The 25,330-nt window shown below is 64.3% G+C and carries 22 protein-coding genes; 6 read left to right on the top strand and 16 right to left on the bottom strand.

The features are described from left to right. Positions 1-71: 71 nt before the first annotated feature. Entirely contained in the window at positions 72-995 is a 924-nt protein-coding gene (locus XH84_RS33935) for a LysR family transcriptional regulator (RefSeq protein WP_128918258.1), read from the bottom strand. Positions 996-1,208: 213 nt separating this feature from the next. On the opposite strand from XH84_RS33935, the gene XH84_RS33930 reads away from it, so the two are divergent. From XH84_RS33930 to XH84_RS33920, 3 genes are read left to right on the top strand one after another with little or no spacing between them, the layout of a single operon-like run. After that, positions 1,209-1,919 (top strand): SDR family NAD(P)-dependent oxidoreductase, encoded by a 711-nt coding sequence (locus XH84_RS33930; protein ID WP_128918259.1) that lies wholly within the window; start codon positions 1,209-1,211, stop codon positions 1,917-1,919. Positions 1,920-1,935: 16 nt separating this feature from the next. After that, positions 1,936-2,172: a tautomerase family protein gene (locus XH84_RS33925; protein ID WP_164936108.1), complete on the top strand. Its 237-nt coding sequence runs from the start codon at positions 1,936-1,938 to the stop codon at positions 2,170-2,172. A gap of 30 nt (positions 2,173-2,202) precedes the next feature. Further along, entirely contained in the window at positions 2,203-3,435 is a 1,233-nt protein-coding gene (locus tag XH84_RS33920; protein WP_128918261.1) for a YbfB/YjiJ family MFS transporter, read from the top strand. Positions 3,436-3,459: 24 nt separating this feature from the next. On the opposite strand, the gene XH84_RS33915 is transcribed toward XH84_RS33920, so the two are convergent. From XH84_RS33915 to XH84_RS33890, 6 genes are all read right to left on the bottom strand, one after another. Further along, positions 3,460-4,023 carry a phasin family protein gene (locus XH84_RS33915; RefSeq protein ID WP_128918262.1) on the bottom strand — a complete coding sequence of 188 codons (564 nt, stop codon included), beginning with the start codon at positions 4,021-4,023 and terminating at the stop codon, positions 3,460-3,462. Further along, positions 3,992-4,654 carry a ParA family protein gene (locus XH84_RS33910; RefSeq protein WP_128918263.1) on the bottom strand — a complete coding sequence of 221 codons (663 nt, stop codon included), beginning with the start codon at positions 4,652-4,654 and terminating at the stop codon, positions 3,992-3,994. Before XH84_RS33910 ends, XH84_RS33915 begins: the two co-directional genes overlap by 32 nt. Before the next feature lie 142 nt (positions 4,655-4,796). Further along, complete coding sequence (locus XH84_RS33905) at positions 4,797-6,257, bottom strand: flavin-containing monooxygenase (protein ID WP_128918264.1); 1,461 nt, start codon at positions 6,255-6,257, stop codon at positions 4,797-4,799. A 159-nt stretch (positions 6,258-6,416) separates the two neighbouring features. Beyond that, a complete protein-coding gene (gene ahcY, locus XH84_RS33900) occupies positions 6,417-7,838 on the bottom strand; it encodes an adenosylhomocysteinase (RefSeq protein ID WP_128918265.1) in 1,422 nt (473 codons plus the stop codon). 123 nt (positions 7,839-7,961) lie between these two features. Beyond that, the gene (gene metK / locus XH84_RS33895) at positions 7,962-9,158 is read right to left on the bottom strand and encodes a methionine adenosyltransferase (protein ID WP_128918266.1); all 1,197 of its coding nucleotides are present in this window, start codon (positions 9,156-9,158) and stop codon (positions 7,962-7,964) included. 61 nt (positions 9,159-9,219) lie between these two features. Continuing rightward, positions 9,220-10,575 (bottom strand): hypothetical protein, encoded by a 1,356-nt coding sequence (locus XH84_RS33890; RefSeq protein ID WP_128918292.1) that lies wholly within the window; start codon positions 10,573-10,575, stop codon positions 9,220-9,222. Between the two features lie 173 nt (positions 10,576-10,748). Between XH84_RS33890 and XH84_RS33885 the strand changes: the two genes are divergently transcribed. Then, positions 10,749-12,467 carry a caspase family protein gene (locus XH84_RS33885; RefSeq protein ID WP_128918267.1) on the top strand — a complete coding sequence of 573 codons (1,719 nt, stop codon included), beginning with the start codon at positions 10,749-10,751 and terminating at the stop codon, positions 12,465-12,467. Between the two features lie 208 nt (positions 12,468-12,675). On the opposite strand, the gene XH84_RS33880 is transcribed toward XH84_RS33885, so the two are convergent. The 6 genes from XH84_RS33880 to XH84_RS33855 form a co-directional block, all read right to left on the bottom strand. Beyond that, on the bottom strand, positions 12,676-13,794 hold the full coding sequence (locus XH84_RS33880; protein ID WP_128918268.1) for a cobalamin-independent methionine synthase II family protein: 1,119 nt from the start codon (positions 13,792-13,794) through the stop codon (positions 12,676-12,678). A 20-nt stretch (positions 13,795-13,814) separates the two neighbouring features. Then, on the bottom strand, positions 13,815-14,531 hold the full coding sequence (locus tag XH84_RS33875) for an ABC transporter ATP-binding protein (RefSeq protein WP_128918269.1): 717 nt from the start codon (positions 14,529-14,531) through the stop codon (positions 13,815-13,817). After that, positions 14,524-15,279 carry an ABC transporter ATP-binding protein gene (locus XH84_RS33870; protein ID WP_128918270.1) on the bottom strand — a complete coding sequence of 252 codons (756 nt, stop codon included), beginning with the start codon at positions 15,277-15,279 and terminating at the stop codon, positions 14,524-14,526. The genes XH84_RS33875 and XH84_RS33870 overlap by 8 nt, the downstream gene beginning before the upstream one ends. Next, complete coding sequence (locus XH84_RS33865; RefSeq protein WP_128918271.1) at positions 15,276-16,304, bottom strand: branched-chain amino acid ABC transporter permease; 1,029 nt, start codon at positions 16,302-16,304, stop codon at positions 15,276-15,278. Before XH84_RS33865 ends, XH84_RS33870 begins: the two co-directional genes overlap by 4 nt. Positions 16,305-16,312: 8 nt before the next feature. Further along, positions 16,313-17,182: a branched-chain amino acid ABC transporter permease gene (locus tag XH84_RS33860; RefSeq protein ID WP_128918272.1), complete on the bottom strand. Its 870-nt coding sequence runs from the start codon at positions 17,180-17,182 to the stop codon at positions 16,313-16,315. 164 nt (positions 17,183-17,346) lie between these two features. Next, positions 17,347-18,525 (bottom strand): ABC transporter substrate-binding protein, encoded by a 1,179-nt coding sequence (locus XH84_RS33855; RefSeq protein ID WP_128918273.1) that lies wholly within the window; start codon positions 18,523-18,525, stop codon positions 17,347-17,349. A gap of 527 nt (positions 18,526-19,052) precedes the next feature. On the opposite strand from XH84_RS33855, the gene XH84_RS33850 reads away from it, so the two are divergent. Next, entirely contained in the window at positions 19,053-19,337 is a 285-nt protein-coding gene (locus XH84_RS33850) for a hypothetical protein (protein ID WP_128918274.1), read from the top strand. A 61-nt stretch (positions 19,338-19,398) separates the two neighbouring features. Here XH84_RS33850 and purU read toward each other — a convergent pair whose 3' ends face one another. Next, complete coding sequence (gene purU, locus XH84_RS33845) at positions 19,399-20,262, bottom strand: formyltetrahydrofolate deformylase (RefSeq protein ID WP_128918275.1); 864 nt, start codon at positions 20,260-20,262, stop codon at positions 19,399-19,401. Positions 20,263-20,446: 184 nt separating this feature from the next. On the opposite strand from purU, the gene XH84_RS33840 reads away from it, so the two are divergent. After that, the gene (locus XH84_RS33840) at positions 20,447-21,286 is read left to right on the top strand and encodes a uroporphyrinogen-III synthase (RefSeq protein WP_128918276.1); all 840 of its coding nucleotides are present in this window, start codon (positions 20,447-20,449) and stop codon (positions 21,284-21,286) included. A 17-nt stretch (positions 21,287-21,303) separates the two neighbouring features. On the opposite strand, the gene XH84_RS33835 is transcribed toward XH84_RS33840, so the two are convergent. Continuing rightward, positions 21,304-21,984, bottom strand: a complete 681-nt coding sequence (locus XH84_RS33835) for a redoxin domain-containing protein (protein WP_128918277.1) — start codon at positions 21,982-21,984, stop codon at positions 21,304-21,306. A gap of 21 nt (positions 21,985-22,005) precedes the next feature. Continuing rightward, positions 22,006-25,323, bottom strand: a complete 3,318-nt coding sequence (locus XH84_RS33830; RefSeq protein WP_128918278.1) for an adenylate/guanylate cyclase domain-containing protein — start codon at positions 25,321-25,323, stop codon at positions 22,006-22,008. Positions 25,324-25,330 lie beyond the last annotated feature (7 nt).

Here is a 25,330-nt window from a genome sequence, read left to right as displayed (position 1 = left end):
TTGGATCCATCGCCGATTCAGCCGACCCGCCGTATACGCAAAACAACGCATTGCGGACGGCGCGAAGCGGCTCAGCGCGCACCAATGCTCTTCTTCAGCTGTGCAAACTGCTTCTTCAGCCGGGGCACGGCGAAGTCGGTGAAGGCCCGCAACTTGGGCACCAAAAGCCGCCCCTGCGGGCAGATGAGGTGCGCCGGCATCTCCGGATCCTCATCGTCCGCCAGCACGATCTCTAGCTCGCCGCGCGCGACCTCCTCGGCCACCTGGTACGAATACATCCGCGCCACGCCGCGCCCGGCCACGGTGGAGGCCACGGCCGCATAGGTGCTGTTGACGACGAGCCGCGGGGTGAACTGCACGGTGCGCGGCGCCGATGAGCCGGCTTGCGGCGCAAAGGTCCAGGAATTCGGCAGATGCGCCATCGCGACGATCTGGTGCTTGGCAAGATCGCCCGGCTCCGTGATGCGCGGATGCTGTTTCAGGTAGCGGGGAGCCGCCACCACGACGCGACTGATCGCGCCGACCCGCATCGCCACCATCGCCGAATCCGCCAGCGGACCGATGCGAAGCGCGACGTCGACGCCCTCCTCGATCAGATTGACCGCACGGTCGAACAGCAGCAGCTTGGCCGACACGGTCGGATAGGCGTCGAGGAATGCGTCGAGGATCGGCCGCAGCACCATCTCGCCCGAGACCACCGGAGCGGTGATCGTGAGCAGGCCGCGCGGCGCCGTGCGCGGTCCGGCCGCGATGTCCTCGGCCTCCTCGAGCTCGGCGAGCACGCGGCGGCAGATCGCGACATAGCGCTCGCCCTCCTCGCTCAGCCTGATCGAGCGCGTCGTCCGGTGCAGCAGCTCGACGCCGACGCGCTCCTCCAGGAAGGCGATGGCGCGGCTGACCGCCGCCGGCGAGCGGCCAAGCTTGCGTCCCGCCGCCGCCAGACTGCCCTCGTCCACCGCAAGCACGAACACATTCATCGCATCCAGACGATCCATGCGCGTCCCGCCGTCCCCCGAGATTTCAGCTGCAGGCTAGGCGTTCGCCGCGGCCGCGACAACCGTCGCCGGGCGATGATCCGGCATTCGTTCGCCGCGCGAAAGAGTGTCTGCCGGACGACGGATATTCGCAGGCAAGCCGCCGCAGCGTAACTCAGCGGGCAAGCCAGCCGCTGCTGGCGCAGGTCCTCAAGCCAACAACAGGAGCCCGTCATGGGTATCGAGCAGAAGGTCGCCATCATCACCGGTGCATCGCAGGGTATCGGCGCCGCCCTGGTCCAGGGTTTTCGTGATCGCAACTATCGCGTCGTCGCCACGGCGCGCTCCATCAAGCCGTCGGGTGACGACGACGTCCTCGCCGTCCCCGGCGACATCTCCGACCGGTCCACCGCCGAGCGCGTGGCCTCGCAGGCCGTGGCCCGCTTCGGCCGGGTCGACACGCTGGTCAACAATGCCGGCATCTTCGTCGCCAAGCCGTTCACCCAGTACACGGCCGAGGATTACGCGGCAGTGATGGGCACCAATGTCGCGGGCTTCTTCAACATCACACAGCTCGCGATCGCCGAGATGGAGAAGCAGGGGTCCGGTCACGTCGTCCAGATCACGACCACGCTGGTCGACCACGCGAATTCCAACGTGCCCTCGGTGCTGGCCTCGCTGAGCAAGGGCGGGCTGAACGCTGCGACCAAGTCGCTCGCGATCGAATACGCCAGGCGCGGCATCCGCGTGAATGCCGTGGCGCCCGGCATCATCAAGTCGCCGATGCACCCCGTCGCGACGCATGCGCAGTACGGCGCGATGCATCCCCTGGGCCACATGGGCGAGATGTCCGACATCGTCGATGCCGTACTCTATCTCGAACGTGCCTCCTTCGTCACCGGCGAGATCCTGCATGTCGACGGCGGCCAGAGTGCCGGCCACTGAGCCGAGGAGAAGCACAATGCCCATCGTCACCATTCAAGTGACCCGCGAGGGAACGACGCCGGGTACGGCGTCGCTCACGGCGGAGGAGAAGGCCGCGCTGATCAAGGGTTCGAGCCAGCTTCTGCTCGACGTGCTCGGCAAGCCGCTCGAGTCCACCTTCGTCGTGATCGAGGAAGTCGACACCGACAATTGGGGCTGGGGCGGCTTGCCCGTTCAGGAATTCAGGCGCCGCCGCGCCGCCCAGACAGGATGATCCGCGCGCCGTCGCGCGCAGGAGGATGACATGACCAACGCAGATACGAAGCGACACGTCGAGACCCGGCCGCAGCAGCGGCCGGGATCAACATCGCAGGCAACGTGGCGATATGCCGTAGCAGGCTTGTCCGCATCGCTGGTCGGACTCGGCCTGGCCCGCTTCTCCTATACGCCGCTGATCCCGGCCCTGATCGCCGCAAAATGGTTCAGCGCATCCGACGTCGTCTATCTCGGCGCTGCGAACCTTGCCGGCTATCTCGCCGGCGCGCTCGCGGCACGCGCCGTCGCCAGCCGCATCGGCGCGGTCCGCGCGCTGCGCGCGATGATGCTGCTCGCCACCCTCTCCTTCTTTGCGAGCTCGGCCCCGGTGTCGTTCACCTGGTTCTTCGCCTGGCGCTTCCTGTCTGGACTGACTGGCGGCATCATCATGGTGCTGGCGGCCTCCGTCATTCTGCCGCACACCTCGCCCGCAAGGCGCGGCATCGTCGGCGGCGTGATCTTCGCCGGCGTCGGCCTCGGCGTCGCGGCATCGGGCACGCTGGTGCCGCTATTGCTGCAACAGGGTTTGCAGCAGAGTTGGCACGGCCTCGGCGTACTCTCGGCCGTGCTCACACTCGCGAGCTGGTGGAACTGGCCTGCCGAAGCAAAGACCGATGCTGCGCCTTCGCATCACACGAAGCACCCTCGCAGCTCGCCGGCCGCCCGTGCGCTGCTGGTGCAGTACGGTCTCAACGCCGTGGCGCTGGTGCCGCACATGGTCTTCATCGTGGATTTCGTGGCGCGGGGGCTCGGCCAGGGCATTGCCGCGGGATCGCGCTACTGGGTGCTGTACGGCCTCGGCGCGATCGTCGGCCCGCTCGTCACCGGCCATCTCGGCGACCGCTCCGGGTTCGGCCCGGCGCTGCGCGCGGCGTTCCTGATCGAGGCGGCGGCCGTGCTGCTCCCGACCGTCAGCACCGCACCGCTATCGATGATCGTGTCGAGCGTGGTGGCCGGCGGCTTCACGCCTGGCATCGTGCCGTTGGTGCTCGGACGCATCCACGAGCTCGTGCCTCATTCGAGCGAACAGCAGCGCGCGACGTGGAGCCACGTCACTACCAGCTTTGCGCTGTTCCAGGCCGCAGCAGCGTACGCCTTCTCCTGGATCTACGCACAGACCGGCGGAGACTATCTGGTCCTGTTCGGCCTCGGTGGCGGCGCGGTCGTCCTTGCGCTGGCGATCGATCTCAGGCTCGCCCTGGTCATTCGGCGCAGATCCTGAGCGCGTGATGGCAGGCGAGCGGCATCACCCGGCACCGGGCTTTGTCATGCTTTGAGCAAGCGACCTCAGCAACTCGGTTTGCTTCAGGACCAACTCACATTGCTTTCGCGCATGCGTGCCCGACAACTCAACCAACTCCGCCAGCGTTTTTGCACGGCCTAGCTCCCGCGCATACTCCAAGGTCGCTCCCGCATTGACCTTCATCAGCTCGAGCACGACGGTGCGACACTCGGCTACCGTTCCAATGGCGTCGATGCCATCGCTTTCCGCGACGGCGGTTCCGTTGGTCCCAGATGTCACACCAGCCAGCCGTGACTTTGCGAGGTCGTTGGCGTAGTTGAGCGTAGCGCTCATGCCGTCCAACGCGCGGGCTTGATACTCCTTGGCCATGTCCACGATGAGATCAGTGGTGGTACTGCCCGGAGCTTCAGGTCTTGCAACGATGACGCTGGCCGCTTCGGCGACTGAAGCCGGCGTCATGGCCAAGCCTTCGTCGACCGCACGGCTCACTTCCGCCGCCAGTTCCAGCAGCGAGCGACGCCCGGCGCGTGCAACGTCAGCAGGCAGCTTTGAGCGCGCCTTTCCCATAATCGTCCGACTCCTCGGCCAAGTGCGCCGCGATCCAGGCCCACAAACTGACAATTTCGTCCGAAGCTTTGCCCGCCGGTGCGAACTCCGTCACGCCCAACCCTGTTCCGAGCGCATCCTGGTGATCGTTACGCTGCGCGATAAATGGGAGCGCAAGCACGCCGAGCGAGCTTAGCGATGTGGCAGCTTCGCTCAGCCGGCACCCCCGCGTCGGCGTCTGATTGAGGATGAAGGCAAATCGGCGGTTGAGCCTGCGAATGGCGATCAGTGTAGGGATTGCAGCTTCGATATCGGCCGGGCTCGGGCGTGCCGGGATGAGGCAGAGATCGGCGCAGGCGATGACGCGCATCGCCAGGCTGTTGGTCGTGGCAGCTGTGTCGATGATGGCAAGCCAGACGCCTTCGGCCCTCAGGCGCGCGATCAACGGTTCGATCTCGGCAGGATCGGTAACGCGCTCGACGCGAGGATAGGGATTCTCGCGGCGCTCTTTCCATTTCGAGATCGTACCTTGAGCGTCCGCCTCAATGAGAGCGACACGCTCCGCGCGCTGCATTGATGCCACCGCCAGTCCGACGGACAGCGTACTCTTGCCGCTTCCGCCTTTTTGCGTGACCAGGGCAAGGACGTACATGTCCCGCGCTCCCCTTAAGACGGCAACGACGCGGAACTCAGACGTTGTCGGAAATAAACTTCTTGCAGCGCAAAAATACTACCGCAAGTCGCGATTCGTCTCAAGCGAACGCGAGGCCATTCCGGTATCCTACGTAGCAGGATCAGGAATACTGCATCACGCCGTCGTCGATCCGGCCGAAACGCAGCGAGACGATGTCGAGCGCGTAGTTCTGGTACAGCCGCCACGGCCGCTTCGAACCCTGCTTCGGCATCTTTGCGACCGAGCGCTGCACGTAGCCCGAGGTGAAATCGAGCGAGGGCTGCGCGGTGATTTCAGGATCGTCATTGTGCGGCTTGCATTGCCGGAAATTGTGCCGATCCATGTAGTTGATGAGCCGGCAGACATATTCGCAGGTGAGATCGCATTTCAGCGTCCAGGACGCGTTGGTGTAGCCGAAGGCCGAGGCCATGTTCGGCACGTCGGCATACATCATGCCCTTGTAGGTCAGCGTCTTGGCAAAATCGACGGCGTGGCCGTCGACACTGACCTCGAGGCCGCCGACGACCTGGAGCACCAGGCCGGTCGCCGTCACGATGATGTCGGCCGCAAGCTCGCTGCCGTCCTTCAGGCGGATGCCGTCATGCGTGAACGTATCGATCTCGTTGGTGACGACGTTGGCGCGCTGCTCGCGGATCGCCTTGAAGAGGTCGCCGTCGGGCACGAGGCACAGCCGCTGATCCCAGGGATTGTAGCGCGGCGTGAAATGGGTCGCGACGTCGTAGTCGGGGCCGAGCGCCATCCGCACGCCACCGAGGATCAGGTTCTTCACCTTGTCCGGCCTGCGCCGGCTGAGCTGGAAGAAGAACATCCCCCACATCACGTTGCGCCAGCGGATCAAATGATAGGCCAACCGCGCCGGCAGATTGCGGCGCAATTTGTTGGCGACGGGATCCTGCGCCGGCCGCGACACCACATAGGTCGGCGAACGCTGCAGCATGGTGACCTGCGCCGCCTTCTTGGCGAGCTCCGGCACCAGCGTCACCGCGGTCGCGCCCGAGCCGATCACGACGACGCGTTTTCCCGCATAGTCGATGTCATCGGTCCATTTCTGCGGATGGACGATGCGGCCGGCGAAATCCGCCACACCCTTGAACTCCGGCGTGTAGCCCGCCTCGTATTTGTAATAGCCCGAGCACATGAACAGGAAATTGCAGGTGAAGCGCACCAGCTCGGTCGCGCCCTCGCCGGTGATGCGCTCGACCTCGACGGTCCAGCGCGCATCTGGCGTCGACCACGCCGCGCGCTTGACGCGATGGCGGAAGCGGATGTGCTTGTCGATGCCGTTCTCGCTGGCGGTCTCGCGCACATAGTTCAGGATCTGCGGCCCGTCGGCGATCGCCTTCGGATCGGTCCACGGCTTGAAGGAATAGCCGAGCGTGAACATGTCGCTGTCGGAACGGATGCCGGGATAGCGGAATAGGTCCCAGGTGCCGCCGATGCAGTCGCGCCCCTCCAGGATGACGTAGCTTTTGCCCGGGCACTTGGTCTGCAAATGATAGCCCGCGCCGATGCCGGATAGCCCGGCTCCGACGATGAGGACGTCGAAATGTTCTTGTTGCATGGTTTCCTCCGCCGGGCGGATTGTCCGCCCGGTGCGGCTGGCCGTCAATTGGCAATCAGCCGTGCAGCAACTGCAAAGCGAGTTGAATTCCATGCGCCGAAATAGCGAAGCCCCGGATTGCTCCGGGGCTTCGCGTCGAAGATCGATGTGATCGGCCGATCAGTAGCGGTAGTGGTCGCTCTTGTACGGACCTTCCTGCTTCACGCCGATGTAGTCGGCCTGGTCCTTGCGCAGCTCGGTGAGCTTGACGCCGATCTTGGCGAGGTGCAGGCGGGCGACCTTCTCGTCGAGCGTCTTGGGCAGAACGTAGACCTTCTTCTCGTACTTGCCGTCTTTGTTGTTGGCGAACAGCTCGATCTGCGCCAGCGTCTGGTTGGTGAAGGACGCCGACATCACGAAGGACGGATGGCCCATCGCGTTGCCGAGGTTCACGAGGCGGCCCTCCGACAGCATGATGATGCGGTGCTTGTCGGGGAATTCGATCTCGTCGACCTGCGGCTTGATGTTGGTCCACTTCAGATTACGCAGCGAGGCGATCTGGATCTCGTTGTCGAAGTGGCCGATGTTGCAGACAATGGCGCGATCCTTCATCGCGCGCATGTGCTCGATGGTGATGATGTCCTTGTTGCCGGTCGCGGTGACGAAGATGTCGGCGCGGGGCGCGGCGTCTTCCATGGTCACGACCTCGTAGCCTTCCATCGCGGCCTGCAGCGCGCAGATCGGATCGACTTCCGACACCATGACGCGGCAGCCGGCCTGGCGCAGCGAGGCGGCCGAGCCCTTGCCGACGTCGCCGAAGCCGGCGACCATCGCGACCTTACCCGACAGCATGACGTCGGTGCCGCGGCGGATGCCGTCCACCAGCGATTCGCGGCAGCCATAGAGATTGTCGAATTTCGACTTGGTGACGCTGTCGTTGACGTTGATTGCCGGCCACAGCAGCGTGCCCGCCTTCTGCATGTCGTAGAGACGATGCACGCCCGTGGTGGTCTCTTCGGACACGCCCTTGATGCTCTTGGCAATTCCGGCGAAGTAGCCCTTCGGCTTCTCCTTGAGCTGCTTCTTCAGAAGCGCGAAGAAGACTTCCTCTTCCTCGGAGCCGGGCTTGTCGAGGAAGGCGGCGTCGCCGTTCTCGGCGCGCAGGCCGAGGTGGACGTACATGGTGGCGTCACCGCCGTCGTCGAGGATCATGTTCGGGTGACCGCCGCCGTGCCAGTCGAACAGCTTTGCGGTGTAGTCCCAATATTCGGTGAGCGTCTCGCCCTTGACGGCGAAGACGGGAATGCCGGCGGCCGCGATCGCGGCGGCAGCGTGGTCCTGCGTCGAATAGATGTTGCAGGAGACCCAGCGAATGTCGGCGCCGAGCGCCGCCAGGGTCTCGATCAGCACGCCGGTCTGGATCGTCATGTGCAGCGAGCCGGCGATACGCGCGCCCTTCAGCGGCTGCTTCGGGCCATACTCCTCGCGGGTGGCCATCAGGCCGGGCATCTCGGTCTCGGCGAGCGAGAGCTCCTTGCGGCCGAAATCGGCGAGCGAAATGTCCTTGACGATGTAATCGGTGAAGCCGGGCTTCGCGTTCATTGGGTGTTCCTGTTTGTTTAGCTCGTCATTCGGGGGCGCTCGTGAAACGCGCGAACCTGGAATCCAGCAGTTCGAGATTCCGGGGTCGCCGCTGTTGCGGCGCCCCGGAATGACGCAAATGAATTAGAGCGCGCGCTTGAGCTGCTCGACGAGATCGGTCTTCTCCCAGGAGAAGCCGCCCTCATTGTCGGGCGTTCGGCCGAAATGGCCGTAGGCCGAGGTGCGCGCGTAGATCGGACGGTTGAGGTCGAGATGGCTGCGGATGCCGCGGGGCGTCAGATCCATCGCCTGCGCCGCCGCCTTCTCGAGCTGCTCCTCCGGCACCTTACCGGTGCCGTGGGTGTCGATGTAGATCGAAAGCGGACGCGCCACGCCGATCGCGTAGGCGAGCTGCAGCGTGCAGCGGTCGGCAAGACCGGCGGCGACGATGTTCTTGGCGACGTAGCGCGCGGCGTAAGCCGCCGAACGGTCGACCTTGGTCGGATCCTTGCCGGAGAACGCGCCGCCGCCATGCGGGGCCGCACCACCATAGGTGTCGACGATGATCTTGCGGCCGGTCAGGCCGGTATCGCCATCGGGACCGCCGATGTAGAACTTGCCGGTCGGATTGATGTGCCAGATCGTCTTCGGCGTGATCCAGTCCTTCGGCAGCGCCTCGCGCACATAGGGCTCCACGATGTCGCGAATCTGCTTGGACGAGATGTCCTCGATCAGATGCTGGTGCGAAACCACGATCTCGCGCACGCCGACTGGCTTGCCGTTCTCGTACTGCACGGTGACCTGGCTCTTGGAGTCCGGACCGAGCACCTTCTCCTTGCCGGAGTGACGGGCTTCGGAGATCAGGCGCAGGATCTTGTGGGCATAGAAGATCGGCGCCGGCATCAGATCGGGCGTCTCGTTGGTGGCATAACCGAACATGATGCCCTGGTCGCCCGCGCCCTCTTCCTTGACTTCGCCCGGCTGAAGCGCATCGACGCCCTGGGCGATGTCGGCCGACTGCGGATGCAGCAGGATCTCGACGTCGCAGGTCTTCCAGTGGAAGCCTTCCTGCTCGTAGCCGATGTCCTTGATCGCGCCGCGGACGACGCCCTCGATCTGCTCGTTGGTCACCGACTTCGGACCGCGCGTCTCGCCGGCGATCACCACCTTGTTGGTGGTTGCGAGCGTCTCGCAGGCGGCGCGGATCTGCCAGGGGTCGATGCCGGCCTTCGGCCCTTCGCGGTAGAACAGATCGACGATCTCGTCGGAAATGCGGTCGCAGACCTTGTCCGGATGACCCTCGGACACGGACTCGCTGGTGAAGAGATAGGACGCGCGCATCAGTAACCCCTTGTTCCGCCGCTAAGCCGGCGGGCGTTTGCAATGTTTACCTATGGAGATGTCAATCACGCCGGCGCGAGATGACGTAGGATTCGTCGAGAAACCAGAGCCCATTGTACTTTCGCAGCACGTCCCTGGCGGCATCCAGAGTGCGGCCGTTTTGAGTCATTTCTGTCAATCGGTCGTCCTCAATCTGAGCGACATACACCGCCGCATTCCACGCTGCAAAGGCCGTCGAGGTTCCGATCGTACCGGTCACCTCGTTGGGCAGCGCTTCCATATCATACCTGAAGATCGAGCGGTTATCCGCATATGCATTAAAATTTAAGTCGCGGCCCACCGATCCGAGTTCATACTTAACGGCGCGCAATAGCTCATGACGGCTCACCGCGAAAGGATTTTCTCCAGGCCAGATCGCCTGGATCATTTCCATGCCCGGATCCTGGCCGTGGGAGTGGATTCCGATCAGCCGCCCGCCCGGGCGAAGCGCCCGCGCCAGAGGTGCGATGATCCGCTTGGCCCGGAAGTTGACCGAGGACAGGGCACGGTACGGCTGTGACGCGATGACGAGGTCGAAATTGGCTTCGGTCTGACCCGGCCGCGGAATGGTCGAATCCAGCAGGAACCTGTGATCCTCGCGATACAGCACCAGAACGACGGGCCGTTCATACAGCGGCATGGCCGTGCGCGGGCTGATCGCGGCGCGCCAGTTCTGCTCCAGGAATGGCCGGAGCTCGGCGATCTGCTGCTCGAACTCGCCCGATGAGGCGCCCCGCAGCGGGACCTCGTGCCAGACCGTCGCAGCCGCCGCCGCGGGCGATGCCGGCGTGAGCCAGGGCGCCTCCGAATAGAACATGTTGGTGAAGACGAACACCGACGCCGGGTGCTCGAAAATGCGGTCCGGCACCTTCTCCAGCGTCAGGCGCAGATCCTCCAGACTGAGCTCCTTGCCGGCGACGTAGAACGGCATGTGAGGATAGCGCTGGTGCGTTGCGCGCAGCACCCGCGCCAGCACCGTGCCGTCGCCGACACCGGCGTCGAACAGGCGCAGCGCCGGTGGGCGCGGATGGATCGAGGCGAGCTCCAGCGCGACCCTGTCCGCGATCACCCGCTTTTCGCTGCAGGTGTGCACGAACAGCAGGTATTTCTGACGATTCTCGAAGAAGCGGAAATTGCCGCGCGGGTCGCGCTTTTCGGGCGGCACCTGAAGTCCCCGCGGCGGCGGCACACCGCCGGCCATCGACGCCGCCATATAGGTCTGGATCCGCTCCAGCGTGTCGATGGTGATGCGCTTGCCCTCGCGCAGACGATGCACCAGCTTCCCATCGTTCACCGCCCGCCGGCCGAACGTCGATTCCGCCATGTCCGCCTTGCGGCAGAACTCCGTGATCTGGCTCAGGATTTCGTCGTTTTTCATAAGTGGGATGCGGTGGGCAGAACGATTGGGCCCACGCCTCTTAGCAAAATCTGCCCACCAAGGGAATACTGGCTCAAGACATTTCCCGTCCGTTCCCACCACCACCGGGCCATGAACCCCCGCACCAGCCTGAGCAACAAACAAGCGCTCTTCGCTGGATGGGGATTTTCGCCATGCGCCGCCTGCTCGTCGCGCTCAGCCTGCTCGCCGCAATTCTGTGGTCCGCGCCCGCGGCGGCGCAGGCGCGCAACCAGCTTGGGCCGCTCTGCACCACCGACACGACCTCGGCGGACAAGATGATCGATGCCTGCAACAAGATCATCGCGTTGAAGGTATTTCGGGGCGAGCAGCTTGCGACGATCCATTTCTGGCGCGCGGTGGGCTGGAACAAGAAGGGCGACTATTCGAAGGTCATCGCCGATGCCACCGAAGCGATCCGGCTGCAGCCGAGCCAGGCGGCCTACAATCTCAGGGGATCGGCCTATTACGACAAGGGCGACTACGAGATCGCGATCAATGATTTCGACGACGCACTGAAGCTCGGACCGCCCAGCGGCACCATCTTCCACAATCGCGGCAACGCCTGGCGCGGCAAGCACGACTACGCCAAGGCCATTGCCGACTACGACATGGCGATCAAGGCCGATCCGAAATCGGCATTCTCGTTCCAGAATCGCGGCATCTCGAAACAGGCGCTCGGCGAGCTCGACGGTGCGCTCGCCGACATCAACCAGGCGATCCGGCTTGATCCTTCGCTGCCGCAGCCGCTGATCAACCGCACCGCGATCTGGCGCGCCAAGGGCGATCTCGATCGTGCCATCGCCGATGGCAGCGAGGCGATCCGGCTCGCCAAGGAAAAGCCGCCGGCCAATATCATGACGCCGCCGAACAGCGTGCTGATTTCCGGCTACACAAATCGCGCGCTGGCCTACGAGGCCAAGGGCGATTACGCACGCGCCCGCGAGGACTATAATGCGACGCTGGCGATCATGGCGTCCGACGCCGGCAGCAAAGCCAACCAGGCCACCGCGAAGGTGCGGCTGTCTTTGGTGACGGACGCGAGCGCGCCGATCCCGCGCGATGCGCCCTCACCCACAACGCCGCCGGCGACTGCTCCTTCCCCGCAGCAGACCGGCGCGACACCAGCCGCCTCGCCCGCTCCGGCCGCTCGCGGCGCGCGCATGGCGCTGATCATCGGCAACGGCGCCTATGCGCATGTCAAAGCGCTGCCCAATCCGGCCAACGACGCACGTTCCGTCGCCAGGAGCCTGCGCGACATCGGCTTCACGGTGTCGGAGGGCATCGACCTCGATCGCGCCGCGATGCAGAAGATGACGCGCGACTTCCTGCGCGAGGCGGCCCGGGCGCAGGTTGCGGTGGTCTATTATGCCGGCCATGGCGTCCAGGTCGACGGCCGCAACTATCTCATCCCCGTCGACGTCGCGCTCAAGCCGGGCGCAAACATGACGGACGCGATGATCGACATGGACACGATCATGGCCGGCCTCGACGACCAGGTGCGCACCAACATCCTGATCTTCGATGCTTGCCGCAACAATCCGATGGCGCAGCAGGTCGCGGCAGCCGGCACCAATCGCGGCATCGAAGGCGCCTCCGGTCTCGCAGCTCCAACGAGCCTCGGTAGCGGCGCGACACTGGGGGCAGGTACGCTGATCGCGTTCGCCACCGCGCCGGGCCAGGTCGCGCTCGACGGCGAGGGCGCAAATTCGCCGTTCTCCGCCGCGTTGTCCCGCCATATCGGCACGCCGGGGCTGGAGGTGCAGCAGATGCTGACGCGGGTGCGGGCCGAGGTGGTGTCGAGCACGAAGAACAAGCAGGTGCCGTGGTCGAACTCCTCGCTGCTGGGCGAGGTTTACCTGGCGGAGAAGTGAGATGGGCCTTGCGTCGTGACGTCAGGATCGCGGAGCTATCAGTCACATGCTCGGTGTCATCGCCCGACTTGATCGGGCGATCCAGTACTCCGTGACGGCTGCGGCCTATCGAGAGGCCGCGGTGTACTGGATTCCCCGCCTTCGCGGGGAATGACAGTGAGTGTGTGGAGAGGCCTCGCCTCTACCTACGCAACGGACAGTGCGAGGCTTAGTTACCCCACACTTCCTTCGCGATCTCGACAGCGAGGCTGAGCTTGGCCCACTGCTCTTCCTCGGAGAGGATATTGCCCTCTTCCGTCGAAGCGAAACCGCATTGCGGGGAGAGCGCGAGCTGCTCCAGCGGGGCGAACTTTGAGGCCTCCTCCAGGCGGCGCTTGATGTCGTCCTTCTTCTCGAGCTCACCGAACTTCGAGGTGATGACGCCGACCACGACGACCTTGTTGCCCTTGGGCAGGAAGCGCAGCGGCTCGAAGCCGCCGGCACGGTCAGAATCGTATTCGAGGAAGTAGCCGTCGTAATTGGTGCCGGCGAGCATGGTTTCGGCCACGGGCTCATAGCCGCCCGAAGAAATCCAGGTCGAGCGGAAATTGCCGCGGCAGACATGGGTCGTCACCACCATGTCGGCAGGCTTCTCGGCCAACGCGTAGTTGATGATGCGCGCATAGATCTGCTGCAGGCCGTCCGGATTGTCGCCGCGCTCGCGGGCCTTCTGCAATTCCTCCTGCGAGCAGAGATAGGCCCACACGGTGTCGTCGAACTGGAGATAACGGCAGCCGGCGTCGTAGAATGCCTTCACCGCCTTGCGATAGGTCCTGCCGAGATCCTCGTAGAAGGCGTCGAGATCGGGATAGACGTCCTTGGAGATCGACTTGCGGCCGCCGCGGAAGTGCAACACAGCGGGCGACGGAATCGTCATCTTGGCGGTGACGTGGGCCTGATCGGCGACCTTTTTCAGGAAACGGAAGTGGTCGAGCATCGGGTGGTTGTCGGGAAAGTCGAGCTTGCCGATCACGCGCACCGCGTCGTGACGGGTCTGCACGCCCGCGAACTGGATGCCGGTGTCGGGGTGAAACAGCTCGCAGCCGGTGAGCTTGGCCAGGAAGTCGAAATGCCACCAGGAGCGGCGGAATTCGCCATCGGTCGCGAGCTTGAGCCCGATCGAGGCCTGCTTGTGCACGACCTTCTCGATCTCCATGTCCTCGATCTTGCGCAGATCAGCGGCCGAGATCTCGCCCTTCTCGAGCCGGGTGCGGGCTTCCTTGATCTTGGCCGGACGCAGGAGGCTGCCGACCTCGTCGGCGCGGAAGGGGGCTTTGGTTCGCTGCATGTGTTACTCCCGGATTATTCTTAATGGGCCGCCGCCCCGGCGACGCCGAGATGACGCTCCAGGACCGAGGGGTGGGCCTTCAGCGCGGCGCTCGGGGCGTCGTGGACGATCGTTCCGCGCTCCAATATCACAACGCGGTCGGCCAGCCCCAGAATCTTTTGGGCATTCTGCTCGACGATGATCGAGCAGATGCCGCCCGCCCGGGTGATGGTCCCGATCGCCTTCAAGAGCTCCTCGACGATGATGGGGGCAAGGCCCTCGGTCGGCTCGTCCAGGAGGAGCACTTTCGGGTTGAGGGTGAGCGCGCGGCCGATCGCCAGCATCTGCTGCTCGCCGCCGGAGAGCTGGTTGCCGAAATTGCTCCGCCGCTCCTTCAGCCGCGGGAACATCTCGTAGACCTTCTCGACCGTCCACGGGCCCGGCTGAGCCACCGCGGTCATGTTCTCCTCGACCGTGAGCGAGCGGAAGATGTTGCGCTCCTGCGGCACCCAGCCGATGCCGGCGCGGGCGCGCTGGTCGGGCCGAAGCAAGGTGACATCGGTCTCGGCAAGCGCAATGGAGCCAGAGAAGCGGCGGGTGACGCCGACGATGGAGTTGATCAGCGTGGTCTTGCCCGTGCCGTTGCGGCCGAGCAGGGCCAGCACCTGCCCCTCGGCGAGGCGCAAGGACATGTTGGGCAGCACCACCGCTTCGCCATAACCGGCGCGCAATGCCTCGATCGCGAGCAGGTCAGACATTGACCGCCTCCTCGCCGAGATAGACCGCCTTGACCTGCGGATCGCGCGCGACCTGCTCGGGCGGACCTTCGGTCAGCAGCGCGCCGGAGACCAGCACCGAGATGCGGTCGGCAAAGGAGAAGACGAGGTCCATGTCGTGCTCGATCAAGAGCACGGTGACGTCGCGCGGCAGCGCGCCGACCACGGCGAGGATGTCGTGGCGTTCGCTCTCGGGCACGCCGGCGGCGGGTTCATCGAGCAACAGCACGCGCGGCTTGGCCGCGATCGCGACCGCGATCTCGAGCAGGCGCTGCTTGCCGTAAGGCAGCGTCACCGTCTGCTCGTTCATGACGTCGAGCAGATGGAACCGCGAGAGCAGATCGGCAATCTCGCCGTTGACGTCGCTGCGCGTGCCCATTCGCCGCCACCAATCGCCGCCATGGCCAAGACGTTCGGAGACGGCAAGGCCGATGGTTTCGAGCGGGGTCAGGTCGGGATAGAGCTGGTTGATCTGGAAGGTGCGCGACAGGCCGCGCAGCACGCGCTTGTGCACGGGCAGATCGGTGATGTCCTGGCCTTCGAGCAGGATGCGGCCCGAATTCGGCTTGAGCACCCCGGTGAGCTGGTTGATGACCGTGGTCTTGCCGGCGCCGTTCGGGCCGATCAGCGCGTGGCGGGCCCCCTGCTCGATCCTCAAGGACAGATCGCGGGTGACGCGCAAGCCGCCAAACTGCTTTTCGAGATTCTGGGTTTCGAGCGCGATGGTCATGAATCGCTCTCCGGCACGGCGACGATGGCCTTGCGTCCCGCAACCTGCCTGATGACCAGGTTCGGCACGTACAGCACCCAGCGGTGCAGGCGCTGGCGGCCGACCAGCACGATCACGACCAGCACGAGGCCGATCCAGAACTGCCAGTACTGCGGGGTGATGGTGGAAAACAGCTCTTGGAGCATGCGGAACACCACCGCGCCGATTAGCCCGCCATAGAGATAGCCGGTGCCGCCGATGACGAGCACCAGCATCAGATCGGCCGAACGCTCGAAGGCGAAGACGTCGAGCGAGGCGATCGCCGTGGTCTGGGTGAACAGCGCGCCCGCGATGCCGGCATAGAAGGCCGCCAGCGTGTAGATGGCGATCAGGCGGCGGTTAACGGGAATGCCGATCGCCGCGGCGCGCAGCGGGTTGTTCTTGATCGCGCGCAGCGACAGGCCGAACGGCGAATGCACCACGCGGCGGGCGAACAGGAACAGCAGGAACAGGACAGTCAGCGAATAGAAGAAGCCGGTCCTGCCGAACATGTCGAACGGGATCACGCCGAAGATCGCCTGCATCTCGATGCCCTGCAGGCCGTCGGTGCCACCGGTGATGTTGGAGAAGCGCTCGGCGAGCGCTTCCAGCAGCAGCGCGATGCCGAGCGTCACCATCAACCGCGTGAGGTCGACGCCGCGGATCACAAGGAAGCTGGTGGCAAAGCCGAGCACCATCGCGGCCAGGCCTGCGACGATCAGCGCGAGCACGGGCTCGTTGATGATGCCATGAAGCGCGAGAAGTCCCGCCGCATAGGCGCCGACGCCGAAGAAGGCGGCGTGGCCGAGCGAGACGATGCCGGCATAGCCGAGGATGAGATCGAGCGACATCGTGAACAACGCGAGCCGAAGGATGTCGGTCATGATCAAATAGCGCGTGGGAAAGGCGAAGCCGCAGGCCGGCACGATCAGCCAGAAAACAACTTCGCCGTAGTGCCAGCGCGCCTGGCGCTGGGCGTGATATCCGACGTCGGAAGCAGCGTTCATCGGCAAACTCAACGCGCGGCCGTGCGGCCGAACAGGCCGTTCGGTCGCCAGATCAGGATCACGATCATCATGGTGTAGATCACGAAGGGGCCCATCTTCGGCACGTAATATTTGCCGGCGACGTCGCCGATGCCGAGCAGGAGCGAGGCCAGGAACGGGCCTGTTATCGAGGAGGAGCCGCCGACGGTGACCACGATCAGGAAGTAGATCATGAACTTCAGCGGGAAGTACGGATCGAGGCCGAGGATCTCCGCGCTCAGCGCGCCGCCGAGACCGGCGAGCCCACAACCAAAGGCAAAGGTGAAGGCGAACACCTGCGGCACGTTGATGCCGAGGCCGCTCGCGGCGCGGGGATCGTCGACGGCGGCGCGCAGGCGGCTGCCGAAGCGGGTCTTGGCCAGCACCATCTGTAGACCAATGGTGAGCAGGCCGCAGATCACGATGATCATCAGGCGGTAGCGGCCGATGCCGACGCCGAACAGGTCGAACTGTCCCTGAAGCGCCGCCGGCAGATTGATGAACACCCGGGATGATCCCTGGATGTAGTCGACGGCGGCGACCGACATGAAGGTCAGGCCGATGGTGAACAGCACCTGATCGAGATGGCTGCGCGCATAGAGGTGGCGGTAAAGCATCTGCTCGAGCGCGATGCCGATCGCGGCCGAGGAGACGAAAGCGAGCGGCAGTGCGGCAAAGAACGGCCAGCCCATTCGGTTGACCAGCACCATGCAGACATAGCCACCGGCCATGGCGAAGGCGCCGTGCGCGAGGTTGACGAAGTTCATCAGGCCGAGCGTGACCGCAAGCCCGCAGGCGAGTACGAACAGCAGCATGCCGTAGGCAACGCCATCGAACAGGTTGGTGAGGATTGAGGTCATCGTCTCAGCTTGCGTTGTCCGTCATGGCCGGGCTCGTCCCGGCCATCCACGTTCTTATCTGGGCTTTGCGTGAATGCCCGGGACAAGCCCGGGCATGACGCGGAGCGGCTGGCGAGATCCCGGATTCGCGCTAAGCGCGCTCCGGGATGACGCGCTTTCGCGCGTCACTTCTTGGTCTTGCCGAGATCCTTGACCGCCTCGAAGGTTGCGAACTCGACATTGTAGAGCTCGCCGTCGACCTTCTCGACCTTGCGGATGTAGATGTTTTGCACGATGTCACGAGTCTCGGGATCGATCGAGATCGGGCCGCGCGGGCTCTCCCACTTCTGACCCTTCATGGCTTCGACCAGCTTGGTGCCGTCGGTGTCACCGCCCGTCTTCTTCAGCGCTTCGTAGATCAGGTGGATGCCGTCATAGCCGCTCACCGCCATGAAGCCCGGACGGTTGCCGAACGCCTTCTTGTAGGCGGCGACGAAATCCTTGTTCATCTGCGAGGGGTGCGCCGCGGAGTAGAGATGCGCGGTGACCGTGCCGAGCACGGCGTCGCCCATGTTGTTGAGCAGGTCGTCGTCGGTGACGTCGCCCGGTCCGATCACCTTGATGCCGGCCTTGTCCAGGCCACGCTCGGCATATTGCTTCATGAAGTTGCCGCCCTGGCCGGCCGGCACGAACACGAAGATCGCGTCGGGCTTGGCGTCCTTCATACGCTGCAGGAACGGTGCGAAGTCGGGATTGGCGAGCGGCGTCTTGACTTCTTCGACGACCTCGCCGCCGCCCGCGGTGAAGTGCTGCTTGAAGAAGTTGAGCGCGTCATTGCCCGGCGCATAATCCGAGGTCAGCGTCGCCACCTTCTTGATGCCGTTTTTTACCGCCCAGTCGCCGATGATGGTCGAGGACTGCGCCAGCGTGAAGCTGGTGCGCACGATGTAGGGCGAGCGCTCGGTGATGATGGAGGTGCCGGCCGCCATCACGACTTCCGGGATCTTGGCTTGGGTTGCCAGCGGCGCGGCCGCGAGCGCGGCCGGCGTCACGCCGAAGCCGGCAATGAAGTTGACCTTGTCGTTGACGATCAGCTCCTGCGCGGCGGTCTTGGTCTTATCCGGGATCGCGGCATCGTCCTTGAGGATGATCTCAATCTTCTTGCCGGCGACGGTGTCGCCCTTCTGCTGCATGTAAAGCTTGATCGCGTTCTCGATCTGCTTGCCGGTCGAGGCCTGGCCGCCGGTCATCGGCAGGATCAGGCCGACCTTGACGCTGTCCTCGGCCTTGGCGGGCGCGACGGCCGCAAGGCTTGCGATGGCGGCCGCTGCTGCAGCCCGCGAAAAAGTCTTGCGTTCGAACATCAAATGTCCCTCCCCTTCATTCCTGACTCTTGTGCCCTGGACCGAGTACCCGGCCCTTGCCTCAAACTTAGCCCACGCGCGAGCAATCATCGCAGGCCACATGGGCGTCTTTCGCGCCCTTCTTGTCAATCGGACGTTTGGCGACCGTTCGGCGCAAGCGGCGCATTCCGATGACCTACCGACCGAAAGTGGCGCAGTGGGTTACATTGGGGTTACCCGGTAACTCGCCGGCGCACCCTCATTTGTACGAATGTACAAATAAAATGGACTTGTCAACGAAAACCCCCGCCACCAACCACGCCATGTTGTCGCGAGCCTCGCATCGCAGTCTAGAAACGGCAGGGATCGCGGGGATGGAGGATTTCGTCTTTCGCTTGCAGGATTCGGACATCTGTGCGCTCTGGCCGGCCGCAACTCGGTAACAAATTACCTATCTCGAATAAGTCTATTTTACCTTGTTGAAGGCTAGTCTTCGTCCTGCCGGCCCGAGCCGGCGTCCAATGACCGAATGCGTGCGCGCCCACACAATGTCCAAGACTTTTCGTTCCGCCCTCGCCCTCGCTGTGATCGCTGCGGGACTGTCCGGCTGCGGGACGGTCAACGAGAAGCTCTCCGCCGGCATGGGCGACTACGTCCCGCAATGGGCCGGCGGCCTGCCGGCCGACGCCCCGCCGCGACCGGGCACGCCGCAATACGATGCCTACATGAAAGAACGCGAACGCAAGCGGCTGCTGCCGGCGGCGGATCGCGAGAAGGAAGAGCAGGCGCAGAAGGGCGCGACGGGTACCACGTCAGCCGGCGCGGTGCGCTGAAGGGCGAATAGGAAGTGGCGAATATGCTCTCATCCATTCGCAACTCGCCACTCCCCATTCGCTAATCCACGAACACCACGGTCTTGCGGCCGTTGAGAATGACGCGGTCGTCGAGATGGTAGCGGATCGCGCGGGCGAGCACGCGGCGTTCGATGTCGCGGCCCTTGCGGACGAGATCTTCCGGAGTGTCGCGATGACTGATGCGCTCGACGTCCTGGTCGATGATCGGGCCTTCGTCGAGATCGCGCGTGACGTAATGCGCCGTGGCGCCGATCAGCTTGACGCCGCGCTCATGGGCCTGGTGATAGGGTTTTGCGCCCTTGAAGCCCGGCAGGAACGAGTGATGGATGTTGATGCAGCGTCCCGAAAGCTTCGCCGACAGATCATCTGACAGGATCTGCATGTAGCGAGCGAGCACGACGAGATCGGTCTTCGTCTTGCCGACAAGGTCCATGATCTGCGCTTCCTGCTCGCGCTTGGTCTCCTTGGTGACCGGCAGGTGGTGGAACGGAATGCCGCCGAAATCGAGCCCGGCATAGACCTCGCGCGGATGGTTGGAGACGATAGCAGTCAGCGTCATCGGCAACTCGCCGGTACGCCAGCGATAGAGGATGTCGACCAGGCAGTGGTCGGACTTCGACACCAGCAGCATCACCTTGCGATGCGCGGCACGGTCGCGCATCTGCCATTCCATGCCGAACCGCTCGGCGATCGCCGCAAAGCCGGTCTGCAGCGCCGACAGTTCCACGGCAAGATCGGCCGCGGTGAACACCACCCGCATGAAGAAGTTCTTGGTCTCGATGTCGTCGAACTGCTGGGCGTCGAGAATGTTCTGTCCATTGTGAGCGAGGAACGTCGACACCGCCGAGACGATGCCGGGCCGATCCGGACAGGACAAGGTCAGAACATATTGATGATTGGGCATGTTGATGAACAGGCTTGGCTCTTGATGAAGGTTTGTGCAGCGGAACGATCCGCGATTTGCGCCCTGCTCTAGCACCGACCCCGCCCTTGCGCCAATCCCAAGACTGCCTCAACAAGACTTGCTTCAACATAATGCGCGGAGTCAGGATGAACGGACGATTGCGAATTCTCACCGGAGCATCCCCATGGCCGACCGCCTGAACGGCTACCGCATCCTGATCCTGGAAACGCGCGAGGAAGCGCAGTTTTCCAAGCTGCTGGCCGAGCAAGGCGCCGAGGTCGTGCAATGCCCGATGTTCACCATCCACGATGCGCCGGATCCGGCCCCGGTCGAGGCCTGGATCCGCCGCGCCATTGAGAAGCCGCTTGACGACCTCGTGTTGATGACCGGCGAAGGCCTGCGGAGGATCATGAAGCTCGCCCGCGCCCGCGGGGTCGACGCTGACCTTGTCGCGGTGCTCGCCAAGGCGCGGAAATTCACCCGCGGCCCAAAGCCCGGCAAGGCGCTCTGCGAGGTCGGTCTGGAGGCGCAGCAGACCACCGAGAAACCGACCACCGAAGGCGTCATCGAGATGCTGGGTAAGCTCGACCTTCGCGGCCGGCGCCTCGGCCTGCAGCTCTATCCGGACAAGGACCATAGCGCGCTGACCGGCGCGCTCACCGCGCAAGGCGCCGCAGTCGATACCGTGCTGCCCTATGCCTACGATTCCAGGGCAGCCGATGCCAACATCGTCGCGGCGATCGACGACATGGCCGCGGGACGAATCGATGCCCTCGCGCTGACCAATCTCGGCCAGGTCCGCCGCCTGATCGAGGCCGCGAAGGCGCATGGCAGCGAGGCCAAGCTGCGCGCCGGATTGGAGCGGACGCTGATTGCGTCGGTGGGCCCTGCGGTGTCAGGGGAGCTCGCCGCGCATGGCCTGCGCACGGACATCGCACCGGCGGAAGACCACTATTTCATGCGCCCGCTGATCTCGGCGATGGCGGCAGCGCTCGCCGAGAAACGGCCGAAGGTAGCGGGTTAATCACCACGCGACGATGCCTAGCTTGCCACCTGCGAGGCGGCCGACATCAATTCCTGAGGGCTCGGAGCCCCGAACATGCGCTGGCCACCGTCAGGAACCTCGGTAAAGCTCCAACGCACAATTCCCTCACGATCGAGCAGGAACTGGCCGAACAGCTGACCCTGACCGGTTGCCGCCATCCGCTGGTCGGCCTCCGTCATCTCGTAGCCGTCCTTGTTGTTGAGGTACTCGGCAGCCGCCAACCGATTCATCGACCCCGGCGTTTCGCCGGATATATCGACCTGCATGCTCATGACGACGTCCATACCCACCTTGCGCGGCCACTCGGTCTCCTTATCCGTGAACTCGAGAGTGGGCAGACCGAACGCGCGGTGCGACACCCGCTCGGGGTCGGACGCGGCGAGCAGATTGGGCAATGGATGATAGCGGAAGTAAAGCCGCGCGCGCTCGATGGGCGTGTTCACGACCGTGAGACTTTCGACGCCCTTGTCGCGCAGGGCTGCGTCGAGTTGCGCCTGTGCCGCGATATGGCGCCGACAGAACGGGCAGTGCAGCCCTCGAAACAAGCCGATCAATATCGGACTATGTCCGCGAAAATCCTGGAGCGCGATCGTTCCATCGCGTGTGATGGCGTCCAGCACGATGTTCGGTGCGCGATCGCCAGGTTGAAGCGGTCCATCGGCATGAAGTTCTGACATGGTTGAACTCCTTCATATGACCTAGTCAAGAAATGGCAGCACGATCAGCCCGGCGGGATCAAGCCCGTGGCGGGCGCAGACATCATGGGCCAGCGCGAAATATCGGTCGGCCTCGGGCATGTCGCCTCGATCAAGGCTCAGCGTCGCGAGACCATCATAGCATGGAAAGAGCTGCTGCGGTTCGCCGGTTTCGTTCGCCACCTCGATTGCTTCATTGTAGCAGAGGGCGGCCAGATCCGGGCGGAAATGGCATTGATGGATCTGCCCAAGCACAATCAAGGGCACGGAGAGATGCTCGCGCTGATCGAGCGCACGGTCGATTTCGATTGCCCTTTCGGCAGCCGGCACTCCTTCCTCGGTACATCTGTCCGTGAAGGTGCAACAGGCAACGGCAAAATTGGCAAGCAGACGCGCCTGGAAGCCGAGATCCCCGATCCGACGCGCGACATCGAGTCCACGTCGGCAGACCTCCACGGCTTTCGCCGGGTCAACGATCGTGTAGAGCACGCCGAGATTGGTGTAGCCGCGGCACGCTACGTTAAGGAGCCCGGCCGCTTCGGCGGTCGCGACACTTTGCTCCACCTCACGGACCGCCTCCTCGTGTCGTCCAAGCCGCGCCAGCGCAACCCCCTTGGTGTTGAGGGCCTCGGCAATGGCCCGTGCCGCCTCGAGCCCGGCCTGCTCGTCCCCGTCCGCCGGTACTGAGCGTGCATAGCCGAGCGCCTCGTCTGCCCATTTTGCGGCTGCCACGTGATCGCCCGTCCGAAACGCGAGACGGCCGCGCTCCTGCAAGAGATGCGCCCACTCGATGGGCGCGTCGGTCCCTCCGAGCAATTTGGCCGCCTCGGCGTAATGCGTCTCTGCCTTGATCCGCTTGCCGGCGTCCCACAACAATCGGCCTAGCTTGCGAACAATCCGCGCTTCGCCGATCCGGTCCTGTCTGGCGCGATGACCCTCCAACGCGCTCTGATAGTGCTCCTCGGCCGTGTTCCGGCGGCCAGCCGCACCACAGAGGTCCGCAATCCGCTCATACAGGACCAGACGTTCCGGCTCCAGTTCGCCGCCGGTCAACAGCACGGCGAGGGCCTGTTGGTAGAGACGGATGGCATCGTCATTGGCATAGCTAGCGCGTGCGCGATCGCCGGCCGCGCGCAGATAACGTGCGCCCTTCGGCTTGCTCGCGCTCAGACTAAAGTGATGTCCGAGCAGTATGAGATCTTCGAGGCGCTCGGGCTCGTTGCCATAGAGCCTCTCGAGCGCTCCACCAATCCGTCCATGAAGCTCGATCCGGCGCTGCAGAAGCAGGTTTTGATAGATCACGTCCTGAAGCATGGTTTGCGTGAAGCGGTAGATCCGCAGCGAAATCGAGTTCGAGCCCGCGACCTCCTCGATGATCTCCGCGTCGCACAGACGTTCCAGCCCTGCTTCAACCCCAGCCGGTTCGGTTGCCGCCGCACCGAGAGCCGCCGCATCAAAACGCGGGCCGATCACCGCGGCCTCCTGTGCCAGCCGGCGTACCTGAGGTGGCAACCGGTCGAGGCGCGCCAGCAACAACGCCTGAATGCTTGGCGGAATATCGGCGGCGGCTTCATCCGACGTCATCCGCCACTGCGCGCCGTCGCGCTCCAGCGTGCCGGCTTCAATGAGGCCCCGTATGATCTCCTCGAGAAAAAGCGGATTGCCGCCGGCGCGGTCGAGGATTCGGCTGAACAGGCGTCCCGGTGGGTCACGCCAAACGCGACTGAAGTAGGCCGCGAGTAGCCTCTGTCCCTCGGCGTCGTCGAGCGGGGGCAGCCGAAGGGTCGTGTGACTGATCTTGCTCGAACCGAACTGGTCCAGTTCCAGCATCGGCCGATGCGTAAACAGCAACATCAGCCGCGTCCGCTCCATTCTGTCCATCAGGAACCGCAACGCTTCGAGAGATACCGCATCCGCCCAATGCAGATCCTCGACGATGATCAGCAGCGGCGACAGTGCCAGGCGGCGTTCGAAGACGGTGCGGATCGCGAAGAATATCTGCCGGCGGAGCTGTTCGGGCTCGACATGCCTGAGCACGGCGTTGGGGTCGCCGAGGCCGAGTACGTGCAGGTAGAGGGGCATCAGTCGGTCGGCCTCGTCAGTCGTGAGGCCGAGCTCCGACAGCGCTTCGGCGACCTTCGCCTCCGCCTCTGCGGCGCCAGCCTTCTGCGCGATGCCGTAGGCGCTGCGCAACACGGCGGCGAGTGTGCCGTAGGATTGTTCACCGAGCGGCGAGCACGCCACCCGCCGAATCGCCACGCGTGCAAATCGGTCCTCGTCGCGGATACGGGCGGCGAATTCGCTGACCAGGCGCGTTTTCCCGATGCCGGCTTCACCGACCAGCCGCACCAGTTGAGCCGCGCCGCCGCATGCGAGATCAAGACAGCCGATGATGCGCGCAAGCTCGGCGTCGCGCCCGATCAACGGTGCATTGAGGCCCAGCGTGTCGAGGCCGCGTGCCGCGCGGGGCGTGTCGAGCGGCTCCTTCAGGCGGTGCACCAGCACGCTGCCCATCTTGCCCTTGAGCGAGACCTCGCCAAGCGAGTCATAGGAGAACGCATGCCGCGTCAGACGGTGGGTCAATGGCCCGACCAGCACCTCGCCCGGAGCCGCCATCGATTGTAGCCGCTGGGCGGTATTCACTGTATCGCCGGTCACCGAATAGGATTTGGCAACGCCCACACCGAGCCCGCCCGCGACGACGTGCCCGGTGTTGATGCCGACATGGAGCAGCAGCGGCGAACCTGCGTACGCCTTCGCGCGTTCGCTGAGACGCGCTGTCCGGCCGATCATGTCGAGGGCAGCGCGGACCGCCCGCTCCGGGTCGTCCTCGTGCGCTGCCGGGGCACCAAACAGAGCAAGCAGCGCATCGCCGATGAATTTATCCACGAAACCGCCAAAGCTTTGCACCGCGGCCGTCAACTCTTCGAACAGCTCGTTTTGAAGCGTCTGCATGACTTCGGGGTCGAGCCGCTCGCTCATCGCGGTGAAGCCGCTGAGGTCGGCAAACAGCACGGTGATGGTACGGCGGTTCGCCTCGCTGTCGATCTTGTCCGACTGAAATCCAAATGCGACCTGAGCCGCATCCGCTGGCACGAGCGGCGGAGAGGACGGCCGGATCGGAAGCGTCGTCAGGCTCGTCGGCGCCTGCCCGCCGCCCGGGGGGACCTCGGAGACGGAGGCGCCGCATTTCGGGCAATAGGCGAAATCCGGTGCGCATGGAAAGCCGCAGCCAGGGCACGGGTTCGGCTGCTTCGTGCCGCACTTCGGACAGAAGGCAAAGCCGCTCTGGACCTCGAAACCACAGCGAGAGCAGTTCATGGGTCAA

The organism is Bradyrhizobium nanningense (assembly GCF_004114535.1).
GTDB lineage: Bacteria > Pseudomonadota > Alphaproteobacteria > Rhizobiales > Xanthobacteraceae > Bradyrhizobium > Bradyrhizobium nanningense.
This window is presented reverse-complemented; position numbering and strand designations above follow the sequence as displayed.